The following is a 19601-nucleotide window of genomic DNA, read 5'->3' as shown; positions in this document are numbered from 1 at the left end:
AGGAAGGGATGCGAGTATTAAAGTTTGGAGGTTCATCGTTAGCTGATGCTGACCGTTTTTTAAGAGCGGCCGATATCATTGCCAACAATGCACAACAAGAAGAAGTGGCAGTGGTACTTTCAGCGCCGGGTAAAACCACCAACAAGCTGGTGGCCGTGATTGAAAATGCACTGCGCAACGGCGAAGCTGAACTCCAGGTCGCAGAACTGGAAACGTCATTTCATGAGCTGTTTGCAGCGATTAAAGCGGTATTACCGAATATCGATGGTAAAGACTTCGAGCAGCAGGTCAGCACAGCCATGGCGCAGCTGCGTCAGTATGTGCACGGCATGAGCCTGCTGGGCACTTGCCCGGATTATGTTAATGCCCGCATCATCAGTAAAGGTGAGCGCATTTCTATCCAGCTGATGAAAGCGGTGATGGAAGCGAAGGGGCTGGCCGCTAACCTGATTGACCCGGTGCAGTACCTGCTGGCCAAAGGCGACTATCTGGAAGCCATGGTGGATGTGGATGCTTCCACGCAGCGCTTTAAACAGAACCCGCTCCCAGCCAATCACGTCAACATCATGCCTGGCTTTACTGCCGGCAATAAAAAAGGCGAGCTGGTGTGCCTGGGCCGTAATGGTTCTGACTATTCGGCGGCGGTACTGGCAGCTTGTCTGCGCGCCGATTGCTGTGAAATCTGGACCGATGTCGACGGTGTCTACAACTGTGATCCGCGTCTGGTCGACGATGCGCGTCTGCTCAAATCACTCAGTTACCAGGAAGCGATGGAACTGTCTTACTTCGGTGCGTCCGTTCTGCACCCGAAAACCATCGCGCCGATTGCCCAGTTCCATATCCCTTGTTTGATCAAAAACAGCTTCAACCCGCAAGGTCCGGGCACGCTGATTGGCCAGGATACCGGTGAAGATAAACTGGCGATCAAAGGCATCACTACCCTGAACGATCTGACCATGGTCAACGTCTCCGGCCCGGGGATGAAGGGCATGGTTGGTATGGCGAGCCGAGTGTTCGGCGCTATGTCTGCTGCGGGTGTGTCGATTGTACTTATCACTCAGTCTTCTTCTGAGTACAGCATCAGCTTCTGTATTGAAGCGCAGCACAAAGCGCTGGCCCAACAGGCGCTGGCCGAGTCGTTCGAGCTGGAACTGAAAGATGGACTGCTCGAGCCGGTTGAGTTTATCGATGACCTGTCGATCATCACTCTGGTTGGTGATGGCATGCGCACCACACGCGGCGTGGCGTCACAATTCTTCGCTTCACTGACCGAAGCGCACGTCAATATCGTGGCGATTGCCCAGGGCTCGTCTGAGCGTGCGATCTCAGCGGTGATCCCGGAAGATAAAGTGTCGCTGGCGATCAAATCGTGCCACGAAAATCTGTTCAACTCGAAACACTTCCTCGATGTGTTCGTGGTCGGTGTCGGCGGTGTCGGCGGCGAACTGGTTGATCAGATCCATCGTCAGCAAGCGAAACTGGCAGACAAAGGTATCGTGATCCGCGTGTGCGGTCTGGCGAACAGCAAAGGCCTGCTGCTGGACAGTGACGGTCTGCCGCTGGAGCACTGGCGTGACCGCATGAACGATGCTTCAGAAGAGTTCTCACTGGCGCGTCTGATTGCCCTGGTGCAACGCAACCACATCATTAACCCGGTGCTGGTCGACTGTACGTCAAGCGATGAGATTGCCAGCCAGTATGCAGACTTCCTGTCGGCCGGTTTCCACGTGGTGACACCGAACAAGAAAGCCAATACGGCCAGCATGGCGTACTACCATCAGTTGCGTGAAGTGGCGCGCCACTCACGTCGTAAACTGATGTACGAGACCACAGTTGGCGCCGGTCTGCCGGTCATTGAAAACCTGCAAAACCTGATTGCCGCCGGTGATGAGCTGGAGAAATTCAACGGTATTCTGTCCGGTTCGCTGTCGTTTATCTTCGGTAAACTCGATGAAGGGCTTTCTTTCAGTGAAGCCACCACAGTCGCCAAAGAGAAGGGCTTCACTGAGCCGGATCCGCGTGATGACCTGTCCGGTATGGATGTGGCGCGTAAGCTGCTGATCCTGGCACGTGAAGCGGGTATGGTGCTGGAGCTTTCGGATGTGAATGTCGAGCAGGCTCTGCCTCCGGGCTTTGATGCGTCAGGCAGTGTGGAAGATTTCATGGCTCGTCTGCCGCAGGCGGATGCGTACTTCAAGTCGCTGTGTGATGAAGCGGCTAAAGAAGGCAAAGTGCTGCGTTACGTGGGTGAGATCAGCGACGGCCAGTGTCACGTGCGTATTGCGGTGGCCGATGAAAACGATCCAATGTTTAAGATCAAGGATGGCGAGAACGCGCTGGCATTCTACAGCCGTTACTATCAACCAATTCCTCTGGTACTGCGCGGCTACGGCGCGGGTACCGAAGTGACTGCGGCCGGTGTATTTGCCGATGTGATGCGTACTTTAGGCTGGAAATTAGGGGTTTAATCAATGAGTTCAAGTGATATGAGTGTCGTCGTTTATGCTCCGGCATCGATTGGTAATGTCAGTGTCGGTTTTGATGTACTGGGGGCCGCGGTGTCCCCGGTGGACGGCACTCTGCTCGGCGACCGCGTGATGGTCAAAGCGGGCAGCGAAGCGTTTACTCTGCACACGGCTGGTAACTTTGTTGCTAAACTACCGACCGATCCGAAAGAGAATATCGTTTACGACTGCTGGACTGTGTTTGCCCGCGAACTGGACAAAAAGCACATCGCACTCAAACCGCTCGACATGACACTGGAAAAGAATATGCCGATTGGTTCCGGCCTTGGCTCCAGTGCCTGTTCTATCGTGGCCGCGCTCGATGCGCTGAACCGTTTTCACGGTCAGCCGCTGAATGAAACCGAGCTGCTGGCGCTGATGGGCGAAATGGAAGGCAAGATTTCCGGTGGCATCCACTATGACAATGTGGCGCCGTGTTATCTGGGCGGCGTGCAACTGATGCTGGAAGAGCTGGGTATCATCAGCCAGGAAGTCCCGTGTTTTGATGACTGGTACTGGGTGATGGCGTATCCGGGCATCAAGGTCTCCACCGCCGAAGCGCGCGCGATTCTGCCGGCGCAGTATCGTCGTCAGGATATTATTGCCCATGGCCGCTATCTGGCCGGCTTTATTCACGCTTGCCATACCGATCAGCCTGAACTGGCGGCAAAAATGATCAAAGACGTGATCGCAGAGCCGTATCGTGAGAAACTGCTGCCTGGCTTTGCGCAGGCGCGTCAGTACGCGACCTCTGCAGGCGCTCTGGCCACCGGTATCTCGGGCAGCGGCCCGACCCTGTTCAGTGTCTGCAAAGACAAAGAAGTGGCTGAGCGTGTTGCGCGTTGGCTGGAACAAAATTACGTCCAAAATGAAGAAGGATTCGTGCATGTTTGTCGTCTCGACAAGCAGGGTTCGAAAGTGACAGGAAGTGAGCTATGAAGCTTTACAACATAAAAGAAAATGATGAACAAGTTTCCTTTGGCCAAGCCGTGCGCCAAGGGTTAGGCCGTAACCAGGGCCTGTTTTTCCCGTCGGAACTGCCTAAGTTTGATGACATCGATGCGCTGCTGGCGCAAGACTTTGTCGCGCGTAGCACCAAGATTTTGTCGGCACTGATTGGTGATGAACTGGCAGAAGAGCAGGTCAACGCTATGGTCGATGCGGCATTCCAGTTCCCGGCTCCGATTAAGTCAGTCAAAGACGGCGTGTACGCACTGGAGCTGTTCCATGGCCCGACTCTGGCGTTCAAAGACTTCGGTGGTCGCTTTATGGCGCAATCACTGGCTGCCGTCTCTGACGGCGGTAAAATCACCATCCTGACCGCAACGTCCGGTGATACCGGTGCAGCAGTAGCGCACGCGTTTTACGGCATGGAAGACATCAATGTCGTGATCCTGTATCCGAAAGGCAAGATCAGTCCGCTGCAGGAAAAACTGTTCTGTACGCTGGGTAACAATATCCACACTGTGGCGATCAACGGTGATTTCGATGCCTGTCAGGCATTGGTGAAAAAAGCCTTTGATGATGCTGAGCTGCGTAAGCAGATCGGTCTGAACTCAGCAAACTCGATCAACATTAGTCGTCTGATGGCGCAGATCTGCTACTACTTCGAAGCTGCCGCGCAGCTGAGCAAAGCTGAACGCGAAAACCTGGTGATCTCGGTACCAAGCGGTAACTTTGGTAACCTGACTGCCGGCCTGCTGGCGAAAGCACTCGGTTTGCCAATCAAGCGCTTTATCGCGGCAACGAATGCCAACGATACGGTGCCTCGTTACCTGGAAACCGGTCAATGGGATCCCAAGCCAACGGTTGCCACCACCTCAAACGCCATGGATGTCAGCCAGCCAAACAACTGGCCGCGCATCGAAGAGTTGTGCCGCCTGAAAGACTGGGGTCTGGAAACTCTGGGTAAAGGCGCAGTGCTGGATAACGAAAGTGCTGAATCGGTGAAAGAGCTGAACGCGCTGGGTTACCTGTGTGAGCCTCACGGTGCAATCGCTTACCGCGTCCTGAATGAACAGCTTCAGCCGGGTGAAACTGGCCTGTTCCTGTGTACCGCGCATCCGGCGAAATTCAAAGAAGTGGTGGATGATATTCTGCAGTCAGATATCGAACTGCCGGCTCCTCTGGCCAAGCATGCGGCGATGGAGCTGCTGTCGGTGGATCTGGATAATGACTTCGACGCGCTGAAATCGCTGCTGGTTAATGTGCAGTCTTAATCGGCCGATACAGAGCGACGGTTTGTTCTGGGTGAGCAAATGAGTCGTTGTGCCACAGTAAATAAAAAGCGGTGCCTAGAGCACCGCTTTTTTTGCATCTGGACTTTGTCCTGTGACTTAAGTGTCGGTCTGAGACTTACAGAGTCTCAGTAAAAGTACGCGCGATAACGTCGCGCTGCTGCTCTTGAGTCAGCGAGTTAAAACGCACCGCGTAGCCGGAAACACGAATCGTCAGCTGTGGGTATTTATCCGGGTTTTCGACTGCATCCAGCAGGGTTTCGCGTTTCAGGACGTTGACGTTCAGGTGCTGACCGCCTTCGATGCGTGGTGTGCGCTCAATTGCAATTTCACGGCTTTCGAACTGGCCCAGTTCGTTTAAAGCCACCACCTGATCGGCTTGATAACCGGCGACAGCGGCAACGCAGCGCGCTTCGTTGGCTTCATTATCGATTAGCCAAATGGAGTTAAGTAGGTCATCATTAGCGGCTTGAGTAATTTGGATACCTTGGATCATTACAATCTCCTCGTTCACTGATAGGGCATGAATGGTTGTTAATTTTCAATGCGGGCTGAGCTTGATATTATATATCCAATATCCCTATTTATTGTATTGATTTAGGTCAATAAACAACATTAAGCCACAATTTAATAACGGTTAAAATGTTGATTATGATCAACAAAGCGTTTTAAAACATAGCAATGCTTTTTCTGGTCGTAAGTACTCAAATTTATGTGAGAACCAAATATGTAGTAATTTTACTACATGTTTGGTTCTTGGCGTGTTCTGCCTGGCCCGACATCAGGCAGTTAGCAAGTAGAACTGAAAGTGTGTAGTGATTGAATGACAAACAGCAATACCAACCTGACCACGAAATTTATCGGCGCGCATGTTTCGGCATCCGGCGGGGTCGATCAGGCTCCGTTGCGAGCGAAAGAGATCGGCGCCAACGCCTTTGCTCTGTTTACCAAGAACCAGCGTCAGTGGGTGGCCAAGCCGCTGGAAGCGTCCACTATCCGGGCATTCAAAGCCAACTGTGCCCGGCTGGGTTTTTCCGCTGAGCACATTTTGCCGCATGACTCGTATCTGATTAACCTGGGCGCGCCGGAAGAAGAAAAACTCAATAAGTCACGTGCGGCGTTTATTGACGAGATGGAACGCTGCCAGCAACTGGGTCTGACGCTGCTCAACTTCCATCCCGGCAGTCATCTGAAACAGGTTAGCGAAAGTGAATGTCTGGCCACGATCGCCGAATCGATTAACCTGGCTCATCAGGCCGTACCGGATGTGATTGCGGTGATTGAGAACACCGCAGGGCAAGGCACTAACCTCGGCTGGAAGTTTGAACATCTGGCGGAAATCATCGCGCAGGTGGAAGATAAATCGCGGGTCGGTGTGTGCTTAGATACCTGTCATACCTTTGCTGCCGGCTATGATCTGCGCAGTGCCCAAGCGTGCGAAGCGACCTTTGCTGAATTCGATCGCATTGTCGGTATGCACTATTTAAGGGCAATGCATATTAATGATTCAAAGTCGGCCTACGGTAGCCGGGTCGACCGTCACCACTCGCTGGGTGCGGGAGAGATCGGATGGAGCTGTTTTGAATACATAGCTAAAGATACTCGTTTTAATGGTATCCCATTGATTTTAGAAACGATCGACCCGGATCTCTGGGCGGATGAGATTCAGGCGCTACGCCATTTTCATCAGCAGGAGTAAAATATTCGGCTAATTTCTCTTTCTTGGCATTTTTCTTTCATTACATTTATATGTAGATGATGTTTCATCACTATGATTTTACCCATGCGCACTCGCCGTTGCGTGGCGCATGTTTGAATCATTGATGTTATAGCTGATATTTAAATAACAGATAAAGAAGGATGCCATTATGCAAGCAGTGACTCGTACCTCACTTACCATTTCATGCGCTACGCTCACCACGATTTCACGCGCCGTGCCACGTATGCCGGTACCAAACCGCCACGTCACCGGTCAGGGTCATCATCGTTCACCGCAACCGAGCAGACCCCATCATTAGCTGATGTTCTGCTGTCACACTGGGCCATGTCCGACTGCACTGACGTCTGAAGCAAAATCAGGTTACAATCACCTGCTCATTCAGACAGTAAGGAAGGTTTATGGCTCAGTCCCTGACGTGGCACGATGTCATCGGCAACGAAAAACAACAAGAGTATTTTCAGCACACACTGGCGTTTATTGAAGCCGAGCGACAGGCCGGCAAAGTCATCTTTCCTCCCGCGCACGATGTTTTTAACGCGTTTCGTTTCACTGAGTTTGACCAGGTAAAAGTGGTGATTCTCGGCCAGGATCCTTATCACGGGCCAAATCAGGCTCACGGGTTATGCTTTTCTGTGCAACCTGGTATCAAAACACCGCCATCCCTGGTGAACATCTATAAAGAGTTAGCACAGGACATTCCCGGTTTTACCATCCCGGCACACGGCTATCTGAAGAGCTGGGCTGAACAAGGTGTATTACTGCTCAACACGGTGTTAACCGTTGAGCAGGGCAAGGCTCACTCACACGCCAAAACCGGCTGGGAAACCTTTACCGACCGAGTGATTGATGCGCTTAATCAGCATGGTGACGGCATTGTATTTCTGTTGTGGGGCTCTCACGCGCAGAAAAAAGGCAGCATGATTGACCGTCAGCGTCACCATGTGCTGACCGCGCCGCACCCGTCCCCGTTATCCGCCCACCGTGGTTTTTTCGGTTCCGGACATTTTTCCAAAACCAATCAGATACTTGAGCAGCAAGGTTTAGCACCCATCGACTGGCAGCCACACTCTGACTGAGTTGGGTAAGATATCGTCTTTGGGCGATAATTGCGTTTTTTTCGACCAGAATCAAAGCGTGTCCCGGCTTCCTTATATACACTTACTTTAAGTAAGTGTACGGGAGACACACTATGATGATTGAGAGAATCAGACGCGAACACGGCTACATGACACGGCTACTGGCGATTTTGCGTAACAAGCTGCAATTGCTTAAGGATGAGCAGCCAATCAACTACAGCCTGGTCAAAGAGATCGTCGATTACCTGGCGACACATTCTGAAACGGTGCATCATCCGAAAGAAGACATTCTCTACCGCTATTATATGGACCATTACGGTGATAACCAATCGGTAGAGGACCTGGAGAAAGAGCACGTGCGTCTGGCTGAGCAAACCCATGCTTTTGTCGATGTGGTTGAAATGATTCTGCAGGACGCGGTAGTGCCGCAGGATGTGTTTATCGAAAAAATGGAAAGCTTTATTAGCGCGCAGCGTCGCCATATGGAACTGGAAGAGCAGTCGATTTTACCGCTTATCAGCCGCACCTTTAGCGTGGAAGACTGGCAGAAAGTGGAAGAGCAATGGAGCCAGAATGAAGACGATCCGGTGTTTGGTGAAACCATTGCTGATCGCTTTACTCAGCTTGCGCGCCGGGTACGTAAAAGCGAATCCGAATGCACCTGATTCGGTAATGCCGTTGGGCGATAGCCAGGCTAAAGTCCAGACACTACAAAGGCACCCAAGGGTGCCTTTGACGTCTCACTGGTTAAACTACATCATAGTTTGAGCTCATCAAGTTCCAGACAGACGTCCATGTCGAGCAGCTCTTTTTCCAGACGCTTTTTATCGCGAATGGCTTCGATCTCCCGCCACATTCGTTTGGCTGGTTTCGCACGGGTAGTGCGAATCTTGGTGATTTCCCTATCCAACATTTCATCAAAGTGCAAGTCATCCATAATCAAGCCTCATTGTTGTTGTCATCTCGCTATGAGTGCTGTCTAAATAGCACGTTTAGCCTCAGGCTAACTTTGATTTATTTCTCATTTGTTTCGTTTAGATGAATATTAAATGTGTTTTTTGTCTGAAATTCACGATTTCCATCGATTGAGGTGAGCAAAAAAGCAGCACTTGGAGTCACGCAAACGATAAAGTGGTCTGGGAAGGTTGTTAAAAAGGTGTTGAAGAGTTCGTGCGACAATCTGTGGTTGATGGTTTTTTGTGCGCTTGATTTAAAATTATGACTTTTTACTGACAAAATAACGTCGCTCTGCGCCTTATCCCTTTATTCTCAATGGATGAGATTGATTTTATGCAACCAGGCTTTTATGCTGTGTTTTTATCCTGATATGTTGCGTAATTGCTGGTCTATTGTTCTGACTTTGTGTTATTTTTGATTGGTAACGTGTTAATGAATGGTGATTGTATAGTAAAAAATAACAATAAAATGCACCTTGTTGCATATTGATTTTTGCTATTGCAGCCTGCATTATCCGCCCGTCAAAAATTCGCTGATTTATTCTACTGGTCATCCCGACCGCGGAAATCACAACAAACGTATGCCATAACTCTGATAATTTCGCTGTTTGCGAAGATACGTTTGTGGTGCTGACGATCGGCTCAGATTAGCGCAATCACTCTACGAGAGGTTCTTGTGACAGACTTAATTAATTTGATGAACGATCTGCTTTGGGGATCAATTCTGGTTTATCTGCTGGTGGGTGTGGGCATTTACTTCACACTGCGTTTAGGTTTCATTCAGTTCCGTCATTTCGGCCACATGTTCTCAGTTTTGAAGAACAGCCGCAAAGAGGACAAAGCTGGTATTTCTTCTTTCCAAGCCCTTTGTACCAGTCTGGCTGCTCGTGTCGGTACCGGTAACATGGCGGGTGTCGCTGTGGCTTTGACCATGGGTGGTCCGGGTGCGATTTTCTGGATGTGGATGACCGCTATGCTCGGTATGGCGACCTCATTTGCAGAAAGTACGCTGGCGCAGCTGTACAAAACCCGTGATAAAGACGGCAATTACCGCGGTGGGCCGGCTTACTACATGGAAAAAGGCCTGGGCATGCGCTGGATGGGTGTCCTGTTCTCTATCTTCCTGATGATCGCGTTTGGTCTGGTATTCAACGCAGTACAAGCCAACTCGATCACGAACGCGATGACTACCGCATTTGGTTTTGAGCCGCTGCACATCGGTATTGTGATTGTTGTACTGTCTGCGTTTGTGATCTTCGGTGGTATCCGTAAGATTGCCCGCACGGCAGAAATCATCGTTCCGTTTATGGCGCTGGCATATGTTGGTATTGCGCTGTTTGTGATGGTGATGAACATTGAGAAGCTGCCAGCAGTGCTGACTCTGATTATCAAGAGTGCGTTCGGCTTTGAGCAAGCGGCGGCTGGTGGTCTGGGTTATGCGATTGCCCAGGCGATGATCAACGGTATTAAACGCGGCCTGTTCTCGAACGAAGCCGGTATGGGCTCTGCGCCGAACGCAGCTGCCACGGCAACACCGTACCCGCCACACCCGGCTTCACAGGGTTATGTACAGATGCTGGGTGTGTTCGTTGACACCATCGTTATCTGTTCAGCGACTGTGGCTATCATTCTGATGTCGGGTGAATACGTGCCGCACGGCGATGTGACCGGTATCGAGCTGACTCAGCGCGCGCTAAGCTCGCAAGTGGGCAACTGGGGTAGCATCTTTATCGCCATGGCGATCTTCTTCTTCGCCTTTACCTCAATCATCGCTAACTACTCATACGCTGAGACGAACCTTATCTTCCTTGAACACAACAACAAGAAAGGTCTGGCTATCTTCCGTATCGTGTTCCTGGGTATGGTGATGTTTGGTTCACTGGCGACCCTGCCAACCGTATGGTCGATGGCAGACGTGTCGATGGGGATGATGGCGATTGTTAACCTGGTGGCGATTCTGCTGCTGTCCGGTATCGTGATTAAGCTGGCCAAAGACTACAACCGTCAGCTGAAAGCGGGTAAAGTGCCGACCTTTGATGCCAATGAGTACCCTGAGCTGAAATCTCAGCTGGAAGACGGTATCTGGGATAACAATAAGTAACCACGGATACGTTATAGGGCTGTTGGTTGTAAGATTGTACCGATAGCTGTTATTGGAAAAGCCATGCAGACAATGCATGGCTTTTTTTGTAGGCTATAGGCAAAGAAAACAACTAGGATATGATTATGCTGATTGTGGTATCACCAGCCAAAACGCTTGACTACGAGTCACCGCTGCCGAGTGAACGTTACACCCAGCCGGAGCTGACCGAGCAATCCAAACAGCTGATTGAGGTTTGCCGCCAACTGACCCCGGCTGACATTTCTGAGCTGATGAAAGTGAGCGATAAAATTGCCGGTCTCAACGTGGCACGCTTTGCCGAGTGGAGCGAGACGTTTACCACGGATAACGCCCGTCAGGCTATCTTTGCGTTTAAAGGTGATGTCTACACCGGTCTGGATGCGCAAACCCTGAGCGATGATGACCTGAGCTATGCCCAGAACCATCTGCGTATGCTCTCAGGACTGTACGGTCTGCTCAAGCCGCTTGATTTGATGCAGCCATACCGTCTGGAGATGGGCACGAAGCTGGCTAATGAGCGCGGCAGTAACCTGTATCAGTTCTGGGGCAACATCATTACCGACAAGCTGAATGAGGCGCTCAGCGCGCAGGGCGATAATGTGCTGATCAATCTCGCGTCTAACGAGTACTTTAAGGCGGTGAAGCCGAAAGCACTGGATGCGCAGATCATTACGCCGGTGTTCAAAGACTGCAAAAACGGTCAATACAAGGTCATCAGCTTCTACGCCAAAAAAGCGCGCGGCATGATGGCACGCTATATTATTGAAAACCGCATTGAATCGGTGAAGCAGCTCGAAGCTTTTGATACGGCAGGTTACTATTTTGCCGCGGATGAATCGACGCCGACCGAGTTGGTATTCAAACGCGAAGAGCAGGCTTAATTAACGCCGCAAGAGGACAGAGTATGATGGCATGGTTTAAAAAGTGGCTGGCGCGTTATGATGCCTGGTGTGTCAGCATGGGACTGACGCCGGAGCAGAAACGCTGTTGTGTGCCGTATCGTAAAGACCCGGTCCATGAGCGCAGCCGTGACGACGCCTGAGTATCCTCTGTTTGATACTCACTGTCATTTTGATTTCGATGCCTTCGCGGCGCAGTTTGCCGACGAATTGGCTTTGGCATGCCAGCAGGGTGTGCAACGCATTCTGATCCCTTCTATCGGCCGGCAAAACTGGCAGCGGGTGGCAACACTCGCTGCTGATTATCCGGACCACATCTATTATGCACTGGGCTACCACCCTTATTTCTTAGCATCGGCTGGTTTAAATCCATTAGATGACCTTGAACAGGCGCTCGACGCCCGCAGTTCTGCTTGTGTCGCTGTGGGAGAAGTGGGGCTGGACGCTATGGTGGATATTGACGCCAAGGTGCAGGAAACGCTGTTACTCGGCCAACTGGCGTTAGCACAAGCGGCAGGCTTGCCTGTCGTGCTGCACAGCCGCAAAACCCATAACCGTTTATTGCAACTGCTCAAGCAGACACGCTTTCAGGGCGGTGGCGTATTACACGCGTTCTCTGGCAGTGAGCAGCAAGCGCGTCAGTTTATCGATCTGGGCTTTAAAATCGGCGTTGGCGGCGGGATTACCTATCCGCGCGCCAATAAAACCCGGCGTACAATTTCTGCTCTGCCACTTGAGCATTTAGTGCTCGAAACCGATGCCCCTGATATGCCATTGTGCGGATACCAGGGCCACAACAACCATCCCTGCCGTTTGCCTCTGGTATTGAACGAACTGGTTCTGCTGCGAAAAGAGGATAAGCAAACGGTTGCTAGTACAGTTTGGAAAAACAGCAATTTGCTCTTTTCTATTTGTGAACGAATCCCAACGGAAATGTAGTACGATTGTCACATTTAGTGACAAAATGGTGATTAAAGTCACATATTGAAATGAATGAACAGTGAATCTTATTAGAAAGTGTGAAGGGTGCATTACTTTATCGATCTAGGGGTGAGTATAATTGCCACGCTTTTGAGCTCCATTTTGTTACACGCCAACAATAAACTTATAAGGAAATCATAAACTATGAGCCTGTTTATGAGCCTCATCGGTATGGCAGTACTGCTCGGCATCGCCCTGCTGCTGTCTGAAGACCGTAAAGCTATTAACTTTAGAACCGTGGGTGGCGCATTCGCTATCCAATTCGCACTGGGTGGTTTCGTTCTTTACGTCCCTTGGGGTCGTGATCTGCTGGCAAGCTTCACTGCTGGTGTTCAGAGCGTAATCGATTATGGTAAAGACGGTATCGGCTTCCTGTTTGGCAGCCTGGTTAACTTCTCTGTTGACGGTATCGGTTTTATCTTTGCTTTCCAGGTACTTCCTACCGTCATTTTCTTCTCAGCCCTGATCTCAGTTCTGTACTACCTGGGTATCATGCAGTGGGTTATTAAGATTCTGGGGGGTGGCCTGCAAAAAGCGCTGGGCACTTCTCGTGCGGAATCTATGTCTGCTGCAGCCAACATTTTCGTTGGTCAAACTGAAGCTCCACTGGTAGTCCGTCCGTTTGTACCAAAAATGACACAGTCTGAGCTGTTCGCAGTGATGTGTGGTGGTCTGGCTTCGGTAGCGGGCGGTGTCATGGCCGGTTACGCAGCGATGGGTGTGCCACTGGAGTATCTGGTTGCGGCCTCTTTCATGGCGGCACCGGGTGGTCTGCTGTTTGCAAAAATCATCAAACCTGAAACTGACGCTCCGGAAGAAGAACTGGGTAACGTAGACATCGACGGCGGCGACGACAAACCCGCTAACGTCATTGATGCCGCTGCTGGTGGTGCATCAATGGGTCTGCAACTGGCTCTGAATATCGGTGCGATGCTGTTGGCGTTTATCGGTCTGATCGCGCTGATCAACGGTATTCTGGGTGGCGTTGGTGGCTGGTTCGGTATGCCACAACTGACTCTGGAACTGCTGTTGGGCTGGGTTTTCTCTCCACTGGCATTCGTTATCGGTGTGCCTTGGTCTGAAGCGACTCTGGCGGGCTCTTTCATTGGTCAGAAGATCGTGGTGAACGAATTCGTTGCTTACCTGAACTTCGTGCCTTACGTGGGCGAAAATGCGCAGGTACTGGCAACAACTGGCGCCGTGATGTCTGAGAAGACCGCAGCAATCATCTCGTTCGCTCTGTGTGGTTTTGCGAACCTGTCATCGATTGCGATTCTGCTGGGCGGCCTGGGTGGTATTGCACCTAACCGTCGTCACGACATCGCTCGTTTCGGTATGAAAGCTGTGGCTGCTGGTACGCTATCTAACCTGATGGCAGCAACCATTGCTGGCTTCTTCCTGTCTTTCTAAGTCAGTCGAGAATCTATATATAGACGCCGTTTAAACATCACCCCGTAGCAAGAGATTGCTGCGGGGTTTTTTTATTTTTTTCTCTCAGGGCGGGAGAAAAGTCGGGTGGACAGAACGGACCCACCCGACCTGCGTGATTGGCTTTATAGCGCGCCGGCCCGACAGAGGCTGATTTCCTCAGTCTGTTATTTTGAGATACAAACCGTTTGCTCCGGGCAGGGCGCTACAGTTTTGCTGTGAATATCTATACTGTGTAGGTCGGTAAGCATGGTGACAGGAGTTGTCATGCCCGTCTCAACAGTACCTATATACACCTGCTGAGCCCGAAACCGAGCGTAAACGGGTACTGTGCGGTGACAAGGATAGCAATTGGCAGGCTGGCTGATGTCCGGCTGCCGAGTCTTCAGGGAACCAAGTCCGTTCATTTTATTGCTGCCCGGAATGATGTCAGATGACCATTCGGGTGGTGAGCTAATTGACACTATTGATCGGAGATAGAAATGAGCGATTTAAAAGCAGCAGCACTACGTGCACTGAAACTGATGGATTTAACCACGCTGAATGATGACGATACGGATGCCAAAGTGATCCAGCTTTGTCACGATGCGAAAAGCCCGGTCGGTAATACCGCCGCCATCTGTATCTACCCTCGCTTTATTCCTATTGCTAAGAAGACCCTGCGTGAACAAGGTACACCTGACGTGCGTATTGCGACGGTGACTAACTTCCCGCACGGCAATGACGATATCGAGATTGCTGTAGCGGAAACCAAAGCGGCTGTCGCTTATGGCGCAGATGAAGTGGATGTGGTGTTCCCGTACCGCGCACTGATGGCCGGTAATGATCAGGTTGGTTTTGAACTGGTTAAACAGTGTAAAGCGGCGTGTGGTGATAAGGTGCTGCTGAAAGTGATCATCGAGACCGGTGAGCTGAAACAGGAAGCGCTGATTAAACAGGCTTCGCAAATCTGTATTGAAGCGGGCGCGGACTTCATTAAAACCTCGACCGGTAAAGTGGCGCAAAACGCGACCCCGGAATATGCGCGCATGATGCTGGAAGTGATCCGTGACATGGGCGTGGCACAAAGTGTTGGCTTTAAGCCGGCCGGTGGCGTGCGCACGGCAGAAGATGCTGCGCTCTACCTGGCGATGGCCGATGAGATCCTGGGTGATAACTGGGTCGACAGCCGTCACTACCGCTTTGGCGCCTCAAGCCTGCTGACCAATCTGCTTAACACGCTGGAAGTGAGCAATGACAAAGCTGATCCGGCGGCGTACTGATCGACTCAGCTTCATCTCTGAGTAAACAGGTGGTGCGTCACGCATCACCTTTTACTCGCCGTGTTTTCGAATAATCAGTGTTTTCTACTAATCAGTATTTTCGATTCACCACGTATTTTTTCTCTTAACCATGGCTCTGTAACAGAGCTTGGGGGGATAGCTATGTCTTCATTTAGTGATAAGTCGTCTTCATTCAGTGATAAATCCGCGGCCAGTAGCGGGCGTGCCGTGCCATTTTTGCCGCAGGAAATCATTCGTAAAAAGCGCGACGGCGAACCGCTCAGCGCCGAAGAGATTGAGTTTTTTATCCAGGGGGTGGCTGACGACACGGTGTCGGAAGGTCAGATTGCCGCCTTTGCAATGGCCATTTTCTTTCGTGAAATGAGCATGGATGAGCGCATTGCGCTGACTTGTGCCATGCGTGATTCCGGCATGGTGATTGACTGGAGCGCGATGAACTTCGCTGGCCCGATTGTCGATAAACATTCCACCGGGGGCGTGGGTGACGTTACTTCCCTTATGCTGGGGCCGATGGTCGCGGCGTGTGGCGGTTATGTGCCGATGATCTCCGGGCGTGGCCTGGGACACACCGGCGGTACGCTGGATAAGCTCGAATCCATTCCTGGCTATAACATCACGCCGAGCAATGAGGTCTTCGGTGCGGTGACTAAACAGGCGGGCGTGGCGATTATCGGCCAGACCGGTGACCTGGCGCCGGCGGACAAACGCGTCTATGCCACGCGGGATATCACCGCCACGGTGGATAACATTTCTCTGATTACCGCGTCGATTCTGTCGAAAAAACTCGCCGCTGGTCTGCAGTCGCTGGTCATGGATGTCAAAGTCGGATCCGGCGCCTTTATGCCGACCTATCAAGCCTCAGAAGAGCTGGCCAAATCGATAGTGGCGGTTGCCAATGGTGCCGGTACGAAAACCACCGCGATTCTGACCGATATGAATCAGGTGCTGGCCTCTTCGGCCGGCAACGCGCTGGAAGTGCGCGAGGCCGTGCGCTTCCTGAGTGGTGAATACCGTAATCCGCGTCTGTACAACGTGACCATGGCGCTGTGTGCCGAAATGCTGGTGCTGGGCAATCTGGCTAAAGACAGTGCTGAGGCCGAGCAGAAACTGCAGCAGGCACTGGACAGCGGTGCGGCGGCGCGCTGTTTTGGTCAGATGGTGGCAGGTTTGGGCGGCCCGGACGATTTTGTCGAGCACTATGATCGTTATCTGGATAAAGCGGAGATCGTGAAGCCGGTGTATGCCACGCAGAGCGGCGTAGTGTCTGCGATGGATACCCGGGCGATTGGCATGGCTGTGGTCGGCATGGGCGGCGGTCGCCGCGTGGCGAGCGACAACATCGATTATGCGGTCGGTTTTGATCAGTTTATCCGTCTGGGTGAAAGCGCAGATAGCAGCAAACCGCTGGCCGTTATCCATGCGCGCAGTGAAGCGCAGTGGCAGCAGGCGGCACAGGCGCTGCAACAGGCGATTACCATCGGTGGCGACTATGTGGCGACACCGGATGTGTACCGTCAGATCCGTGAACAAGATATTTAATGCTGGAGCAAGCAATGAAAAGAGCATTCATTTTAGTCCTGGACTCATTTGGTATCGGCGCGGCGCCGGATGCCGACAAATTTGGTGATGTCGGTTCGGATACCCTGGGCCACATTGCCGATCAGTGTGCCGCAGGCGCGGCGGATAACGCCCAGCGTCGTGGCGAACTGACTTTGCCTAATCTGTCTAAACTGGGCCTGGCGATGGCACACCAGGAAGCGACCGGTCGCTTTGCGCCCGGGCTGGATCAGCGGGCTGATATTATCGGCGCTTACGGCCATGCGGCTGAACTTTCCTCCGGTAAGGACACGCCGTCAGGCCACTGGGAAATCGCGGGGGTGCCGGTGCTGTTTGAGTGGGGCTATTTCACCGACAAACAGAACAGTTTCCCGCAGGAACTGACGGATCGTATTCTGGCCCGCGCGGGTCTGGACGGTTTCCTTGGCAACTGTCACGCTTCCGGGACTCAGGTGCTCGATGATCTGGGTGAAGAGCACATGCAGAGCGGTCTGCCGATTTTTTATACCTCGGCCGATTCGGTATTCCAGATTGCCTGTCACGAAGAGACCTTTGGTCTGCTGCGCTTACTGGAACTGTGTCAGATCGCCCGTGAAGAGCTGGCGGATTACAACATAGGCCGGGTGATTGCGCGTCCGTTTATCGGGCCGGGCAAGGGCCAGTTTGAGCGCACCGGTAACCGGCGTGATTTGTCGGTCGAGCCACCATCGGCGACTGTGCTGCAAAAGCTGGTCGAAGAGAAGCAGGGCAAGGTGGTGTCGATTGGTAAGATTGCTGACATTTATGCCAACTGCGGTATTACCGATAAAGTCAAAGCGACCGGTATTCCGGCGCTGTTTGATGCCACACTGGAGCAAATTGCGGCGGCCGGTGACAACACGATTGTGTTCACTAACTTCGTTGATTTTGATTCGGCCTATGGCCACCGCCGTGATGTGGCCGGTTATGCCGCTGCGCTGGAATATTTCGATCAGCGTCTGCCACAGGTGCTGGAGCTGATGCAGGACGATGATGTGCTGATCCTGACCGCGGATCACGGCTGTGACCCGACCTGGCCGGGCAGCGATCATACCCGTGAGCATATTCCTGTGCTGGTGTACGGCAAAAAAGTGGCGCCGGGCTCTCTGGGCCAGCGTGAAACCTTTGCCGATATCGGCCAGAGCCTGGCTGACTACTTTGGCGTGTCGGCGATGGACTACGGCAGTAATTTCCTTTAATTCCTGACCTGGCGCTGTGTCATTGCCAGGTAAAGATCGGGTTGCGCTGCGGCGTAAACCCGATTCAGCGCTTAGACTTGGATAAGGTCAGTGTTACTGGATAACAGTGACGTTGGGTATAAGCGCGAAAGGAAAACACATATGGCAACTCCACATATCAATGCTGAACTGGGCGATTTTGCTGATGTCGTCTTGATGCCGGGCGATCCGTTGCGGGCCAAATACATTGCTCAGTACTTTTTACAGGATGTCCGGGCAGTGTGTGATGTCCGTAATATGCTCGGCTTCACCGGCACCTATAAAGGCCGCCGAGTCTCAGTGATGGGGCATGGTATGGGCATTCCGTCCTGCTCGATTTACGTCACTGAGCTGATTAAAGATTTCGGGGTAAAGAAAATCATCCGGGTTGGCAGCTGTGGTGCGGTCAGCGATGACATCAAGGTGCGCGATGTGGTGATTGGCCTTGGTGCCTGTACCGACTCAAAAGTGAACCGGATACGTTTTAAAGATCACGACTTTGCCGCCATCGCTGATTACAGTATGGTCAAAGCGGCCGAGAAGGCGGCTCTGGCACGTGGCATTGAAGTTAAAATCGGCAACCTGTTTTCGGCTGAGCTGTTTTATACGCCGGATCCATCGATGTTTGAGGTGATGGAAAAGTACGGTATCGTCGGTGTGGAGATGGAAGCCGCCGGTCTGTACGGCGTTGCGGCCGAGTATGGCGCCAAAGCGATGGCGATTTGTACCGTCTCGGACCACATCAAAACCGGCGAACAGACCACTTCAGAAGAGCGTCAGACCACCTTCAATGAGATGATAGAGATAGCGCTCGATTCAGTGCTGGTCGCGGATGCGGAAAAAGCCGCCACACCTTAGGCATTCGAGAGCTCAGGCTGGGCGGTGGTTTGGTCATTAAGCGGATGGTTTGGTCATTCACTAACAGTGCCGGGGTTTATATTTCCCCGGCATTTTTCAGCAACAGGTTCTCGCCTTTATCTTTCGGCTGACGCCGCAGCAGCAAGGTCAGCAATACGCCACTGATAAAGCTCATCAGCAGCATCAGGTACATGTAGCGGTCACTTTTACGGTAGTGGTGGTCAGAAATGGCAGTCACTTTACCGGTTTCAAAGGTGATGCGCACAAAGCCGATCAGGCTGCCATCGTGCATCACAGGTTCAACCAGTTGCTGACGGCCGATGCTCGCGGTTTGCAGCGGCGTATCGAGCCCCAGCACTTCACGCACACTCAGGGCCGAATCACTCGCGGCCAGTTTGACCCCTTCTGCATCATAAATGGTGGCATCAAAGACCAGACGTTCTGAGGCTAACTGGTTAGTCAGCGCCAGCAAGCGTTCCTGATCCTGATCGGCAATCATGCTGCTGGCCGATTGCGACGCCTGGGTAATCAGCACTTTTGTCAGGGTTTCTAACTGGTTGGCCTGAATGCGTTCATTACCCTTGCTGATCACCACGCTGTTCTGAATGGTGATGAAAAACATCACGGCTAACAGGATGACAGCCAGCACCCGCATCACCATACGAAAGGAGAATAATGAACCATCCATACCGTTAACCTAAAGAAAAATAAACTCCGGCTCATATTGAGACTTGCCTTTTGAAAT

The 19601-nt window shown here is 52.0% G+C and carries 19 protein-coding genes; 16 read left to right on the top strand and 3 right to left on the bottom strand.

Annotated elements, in window-relative coordinates; translation table 11 throughout:
* The first annotated feature begins 8 nt into the window (after positions 1-8).
* Genes thrA through thrC form a run of 3 tightly spaced genes read left to right on the top strand, consistent with a single transcriptional unit; the run spans position 9 to position 4723 of the window.
* Positions 9-2468, top strand: a complete 2460-nt coding sequence (gene thrA / locus KNV97_RS15605; RefSeq protein ID WP_218562289.1) for a bifunctional aspartate kinase/homoserine dehydrogenase I — start codon at positions 9-11, stop codon at positions 2466-2468.
* 18 nt (positions 2469-2486) lie between these two features.
* Positions 2487-3443 carry a homoserine kinase gene (gene thrB / locus KNV97_RS15600; protein WP_136483594.1) on the top strand — a complete coding sequence of 319 codons (957 nt, stop codon included), beginning with the start codon at positions 2487-2489 and terminating at the stop codon, positions 3441-3443.
* Positions 3440-4723 carry a threonine synthase gene (gene thrC, locus KNV97_RS15595; RefSeq protein ID WP_218562288.1) on the top strand — a complete coding sequence of 428 codons (1284 nt, stop codon included), beginning with the start codon at positions 3440-3442 and terminating at the stop codon, positions 4721-4723. The genes thrB and thrC overlap by 4 nt, the downstream gene beginning before the upstream one ends.
* A gap of 136 nt (positions 4724-4859) precedes the next feature.
* Here thrC and grcA read toward each other — a convergent pair whose 3' ends face one another.
* Positions 4860-5237, bottom strand: coding sequence for an autonomous glycyl radical cofactor GrcA (gene grcA, locus KNV97_RS15590; RefSeq protein WP_136483382.1), 378 nt, complete (start codon positions 5235-5237; stop codon positions 4860-4862).
* A 327-nt stretch (positions 5238-5564) separates the two neighbouring features.
* Here grcA and nfo point away from each other — a divergent pair, with 327 nt between their 5' ends.
* The 4 genes from nfo (at position 5565) to KNV97_RS15570 (ending at position 8202) form a co-directional block, all read left to right on the top strand.
* Entirely contained in the window at positions 5565-6440 is an 876-nt protein-coding gene (nfo, locus tag KNV97_RS15585; protein ID WP_218562287.1) for a deoxyribonuclease IV, read from the top strand.
* Between the two features lie 169 nt (positions 6441-6609).
* On the top strand, positions 6610-6759 hold the full coding sequence (locus tag KNV97_RS15580) for a hypothetical protein (RefSeq protein WP_168796948.1): 150 nt from the start codon (positions 6610-6612) through the stop codon (positions 6757-6759).
* A 100-nt stretch (positions 6760-6859) separates the two neighbouring features.
* Positions 6860-7537, top strand: a complete 678-nt coding sequence (ung, locus tag KNV97_RS15575) for a uracil-DNA glycosylase (RefSeq protein ID WP_218562286.1) — start codon at positions 6860-6862, stop codon at positions 7535-7537.
* A 113-nt stretch (positions 7538-7650) separates the two neighbouring features.
* On the top strand, positions 7651-8202 hold the full coding sequence (locus tag KNV97_RS15570; protein WP_136483385.1) for a hemerythrin domain-containing protein: 552 nt from the start codon (positions 7651-7653) through the stop codon (positions 8200-8202).
* A 92-nt stretch (positions 8203-8294) separates the two neighbouring features.
* Here the strand turns inward: KNV97_RS15570 and KNV97_RS15565 are convergent, their stop codons facing one another.
* The gene (locus KNV97_RS15565) at positions 8295-8474 is read right to left on the bottom strand and encodes a DUF3545 family protein (RefSeq protein WP_136483386.1); all 180 of its coding nucleotides are present in this window, start codon (positions 8472-8474) and stop codon (positions 8295-8297) included.
* 695 nt (positions 8475-9169) lie between these two features.
* Here KNV97_RS15565 and KNV97_RS15560 point away from each other — a divergent pair.
* The 9 genes from KNV97_RS15560 (at position 9170) to deoD (ending at position 18856) form a co-directional block, all read left to right on the top strand.
* On the top strand, positions 9170-10594 hold the full coding sequence (locus KNV97_RS15560; RefSeq protein WP_136483387.1) for an alanine/glycine:cation symporter family protein: 1425 nt from the start codon (positions 9170-9172) through the stop codon (positions 10592-10594).
* Positions 10595-10719: 125 nt separating this feature from the next.
* The gene (yaaA, locus tag KNV97_RS15555; RefSeq protein ID WP_218562285.1) at positions 10720-11496 is read left to right on the top strand and encodes a peroxide stress protein YaaA; all 777 of its coding nucleotides are present in this window, start codon (positions 10720-10722) and stop codon (positions 11494-11496) included.
* Between the two features lie 23 nt (positions 11497-11519).
* A complete protein-coding gene (locus KNV97_RS15550) occupies positions 11520-11657 on the top strand; it encodes a DUF5363 family protein (protein WP_168796949.1) in 138 nt (45 codons plus the stop codon).
* A complete protein-coding gene (locus KNV97_RS15545) occupies positions 11632-12453 on the top strand; it encodes a TatD family hydrolase (RefSeq protein WP_218562284.1) in 822 nt (273 codons plus the stop codon). Before KNV97_RS15550 ends, KNV97_RS15545 begins: the two co-directional genes overlap by 26 nt.
* A 186-nt stretch (positions 12454-12639) precedes the next feature.
* Positions 12640-13905, top strand: a complete 1266-nt coding sequence (locus tag KNV97_RS15540; RefSeq protein WP_136483390.1) for a NupC/NupG family nucleoside CNT transporter — start codon at positions 12640-12642, stop codon at positions 13903-13905.
* 500 nt (positions 13906-14405) lie between these two features.
* Entirely contained in the window at positions 14406-15185 is a 780-nt protein-coding gene (deoC, locus tag KNV97_RS15535) for a deoxyribose-phosphate aldolase (RefSeq protein WP_218562283.1), read from the top strand.
* 162 nt (positions 15186-15347) lie between these two features.
* Positions 15348-16745 carry a thymidine phosphorylase gene (gene deoA / locus KNV97_RS15530; protein WP_136483392.1) on the top strand — a complete coding sequence of 466 codons (1398 nt, stop codon included), beginning with the start codon at positions 15348-15350 and terminating at the stop codon, positions 16743-16745.
* 14 nt (positions 16746-16759) lie between these two features.
* Complete coding sequence (locus KNV97_RS15525; protein ID WP_218562282.1) at positions 16760-17980, top strand: phosphopentomutase; 1221 nt, start codon at positions 16760-16762, stop codon at positions 17978-17980.
* 141 nt (positions 17981-18121) lie between these two features.
* The gene (deoD, locus tag KNV97_RS15520) at positions 18122-18856 is read left to right on the top strand and encodes a purine-nucleoside phosphorylase (RefSeq protein ID WP_136483394.1); all 735 of its coding nucleotides are present in this window, start codon (positions 18122-18124) and stop codon (positions 18854-18856) included.
* A 76-nt stretch (positions 18857-18932) separates the two neighbouring features.
* On the opposite strand, the gene KNV97_RS15515 is transcribed toward deoD, so the two are convergent.
* Positions 18933-19544 carry a YtjB family periplasmic protein gene (locus KNV97_RS15515; RefSeq protein ID WP_136483395.1) on the bottom strand — a complete coding sequence of 204 codons (612 nt, stop codon included), beginning with the start codon at positions 19542-19544 and terminating at the stop codon, positions 18933-18935.
* Positions 19545-19601 lie beyond the last annotated feature (57 nt).

It is taken from the genome of Vibrio ostreae (assembly GCF_019226825.1).
Lineage (GTDB): Bacteria > Pseudomonadota > Gammaproteobacteria > Enterobacterales > Vibrionaceae > Vibrio > Vibrio ostreae.
This window is presented reverse-complemented; position numbering and strand designations above follow the sequence as displayed.

Coding starts and splice junctions, on each gene's coding strand:
- deoD (WP_136483394.1), top strand. CDS start 18,122: ATGGCAACTCCACATATCAATGCTGAACTGGGCGATTTTGCTGATGTC.
- deoC (WP_218562283.1), top strand. CDS start 14,406: ATGAGCGATTTAAAAGCAGCAGCACTACGTGCACTGAAACTGATGGAT.
- KNV97_RS15515 (WP_136483395.1), bottom strand. CDS start 19,544: ATGGATGGTTCATTATTCTCCTTTCGTATGGTGATGCGGGTGCTGGCT.
- yaaA (WP_218562285.1), top strand. CDS start 10,720: ATGCTGATTGTGGTATCACCAGCCAAAACGCTTGACTACGAGTCACCG.
- KNV97_RS15580 (WP_168796948.1), top strand. CDS start 6,610: ATGCAAGCAGTGACTCGTACCTCACTTACCATTTCATGCGCTACGCTC.
- KNV97_RS15570 (WP_136483385.1), top strand. CDS start 7,651: ATGATGATTGAGAGAATCAGACGCGAACACGGCTACATGACACGGCTA.
- KNV97_RS15550 (WP_168796949.1), top strand. CDS start 11,520: ATGATGGCATGGTTTAAAAAGTGGCTGGCGCGTTATGATGCCTGGTGT.
- thrA (WP_218562289.1), top strand. CDS start 9: ATGCGAGTATTAAAGTTTGGAGGTTCATCGTTAGCTGATGCTGACCGT.
- KNV97_RS15545 (WP_218562284.1), top strand. CDS start 11,632: ATGAGCGCAGCCGTGACGACGCCTGAGTATCCTCTGTTTGATACTCAC.
- ung (WP_218562286.1), top strand. CDS start 6,860: ATGGCTCAGTCCCTGACGTGGCACGATGTCATCGGCAACGAAAAACAA.
- KNV97_RS15525 (WP_218562282.1), top strand. CDS start 16,760: ATGAAAAGAGCATTCATTTTAGTCCTGGACTCATTTGGTATCGGCGCG.
- thrC (WP_218562288.1), top strand. CDS start 3,440: ATGAAGCTTTACAACATAAAAGAAAATGATGAACAAGTTTCCTTTGGC.
- KNV97_RS15540 (WP_136483390.1), top strand. CDS start 12,640: ATGAGCCTGTTTATGAGCCTCATCGGTATGGCAGTACTGCTCGGCATC.
- thrB (WP_136483594.1), top strand. CDS start 2,487: ATGAGTGTCGTCGTTTATGCTCCGGCATCGATTGGTAATGTCAGTGTC.
- KNV97_RS15565 (WP_136483386.1), bottom strand. CDS start 8,474: ATGGATGACTTGCACTTTGATGAAATGTTGGATAGGGAAATCACCAAG.
- grcA (WP_136483382.1), bottom strand. CDS start 5,237: ATGATCCAAGGTATCCAAATTACTCAAGCCGCTAATGATGACCTACTT.
- nfo (WP_218562287.1), top strand. CDS start 5,565: ATGACAAACAGCAATACCAACCTGACCACGAAATTTATCGGCGCGCAT.
- deoA (WP_136483392.1), top strand. CDS start 15,348: ATGTCTTCATTTAGTGATAAGTCGTCTTCATTCAGTGATAAATCCGCG.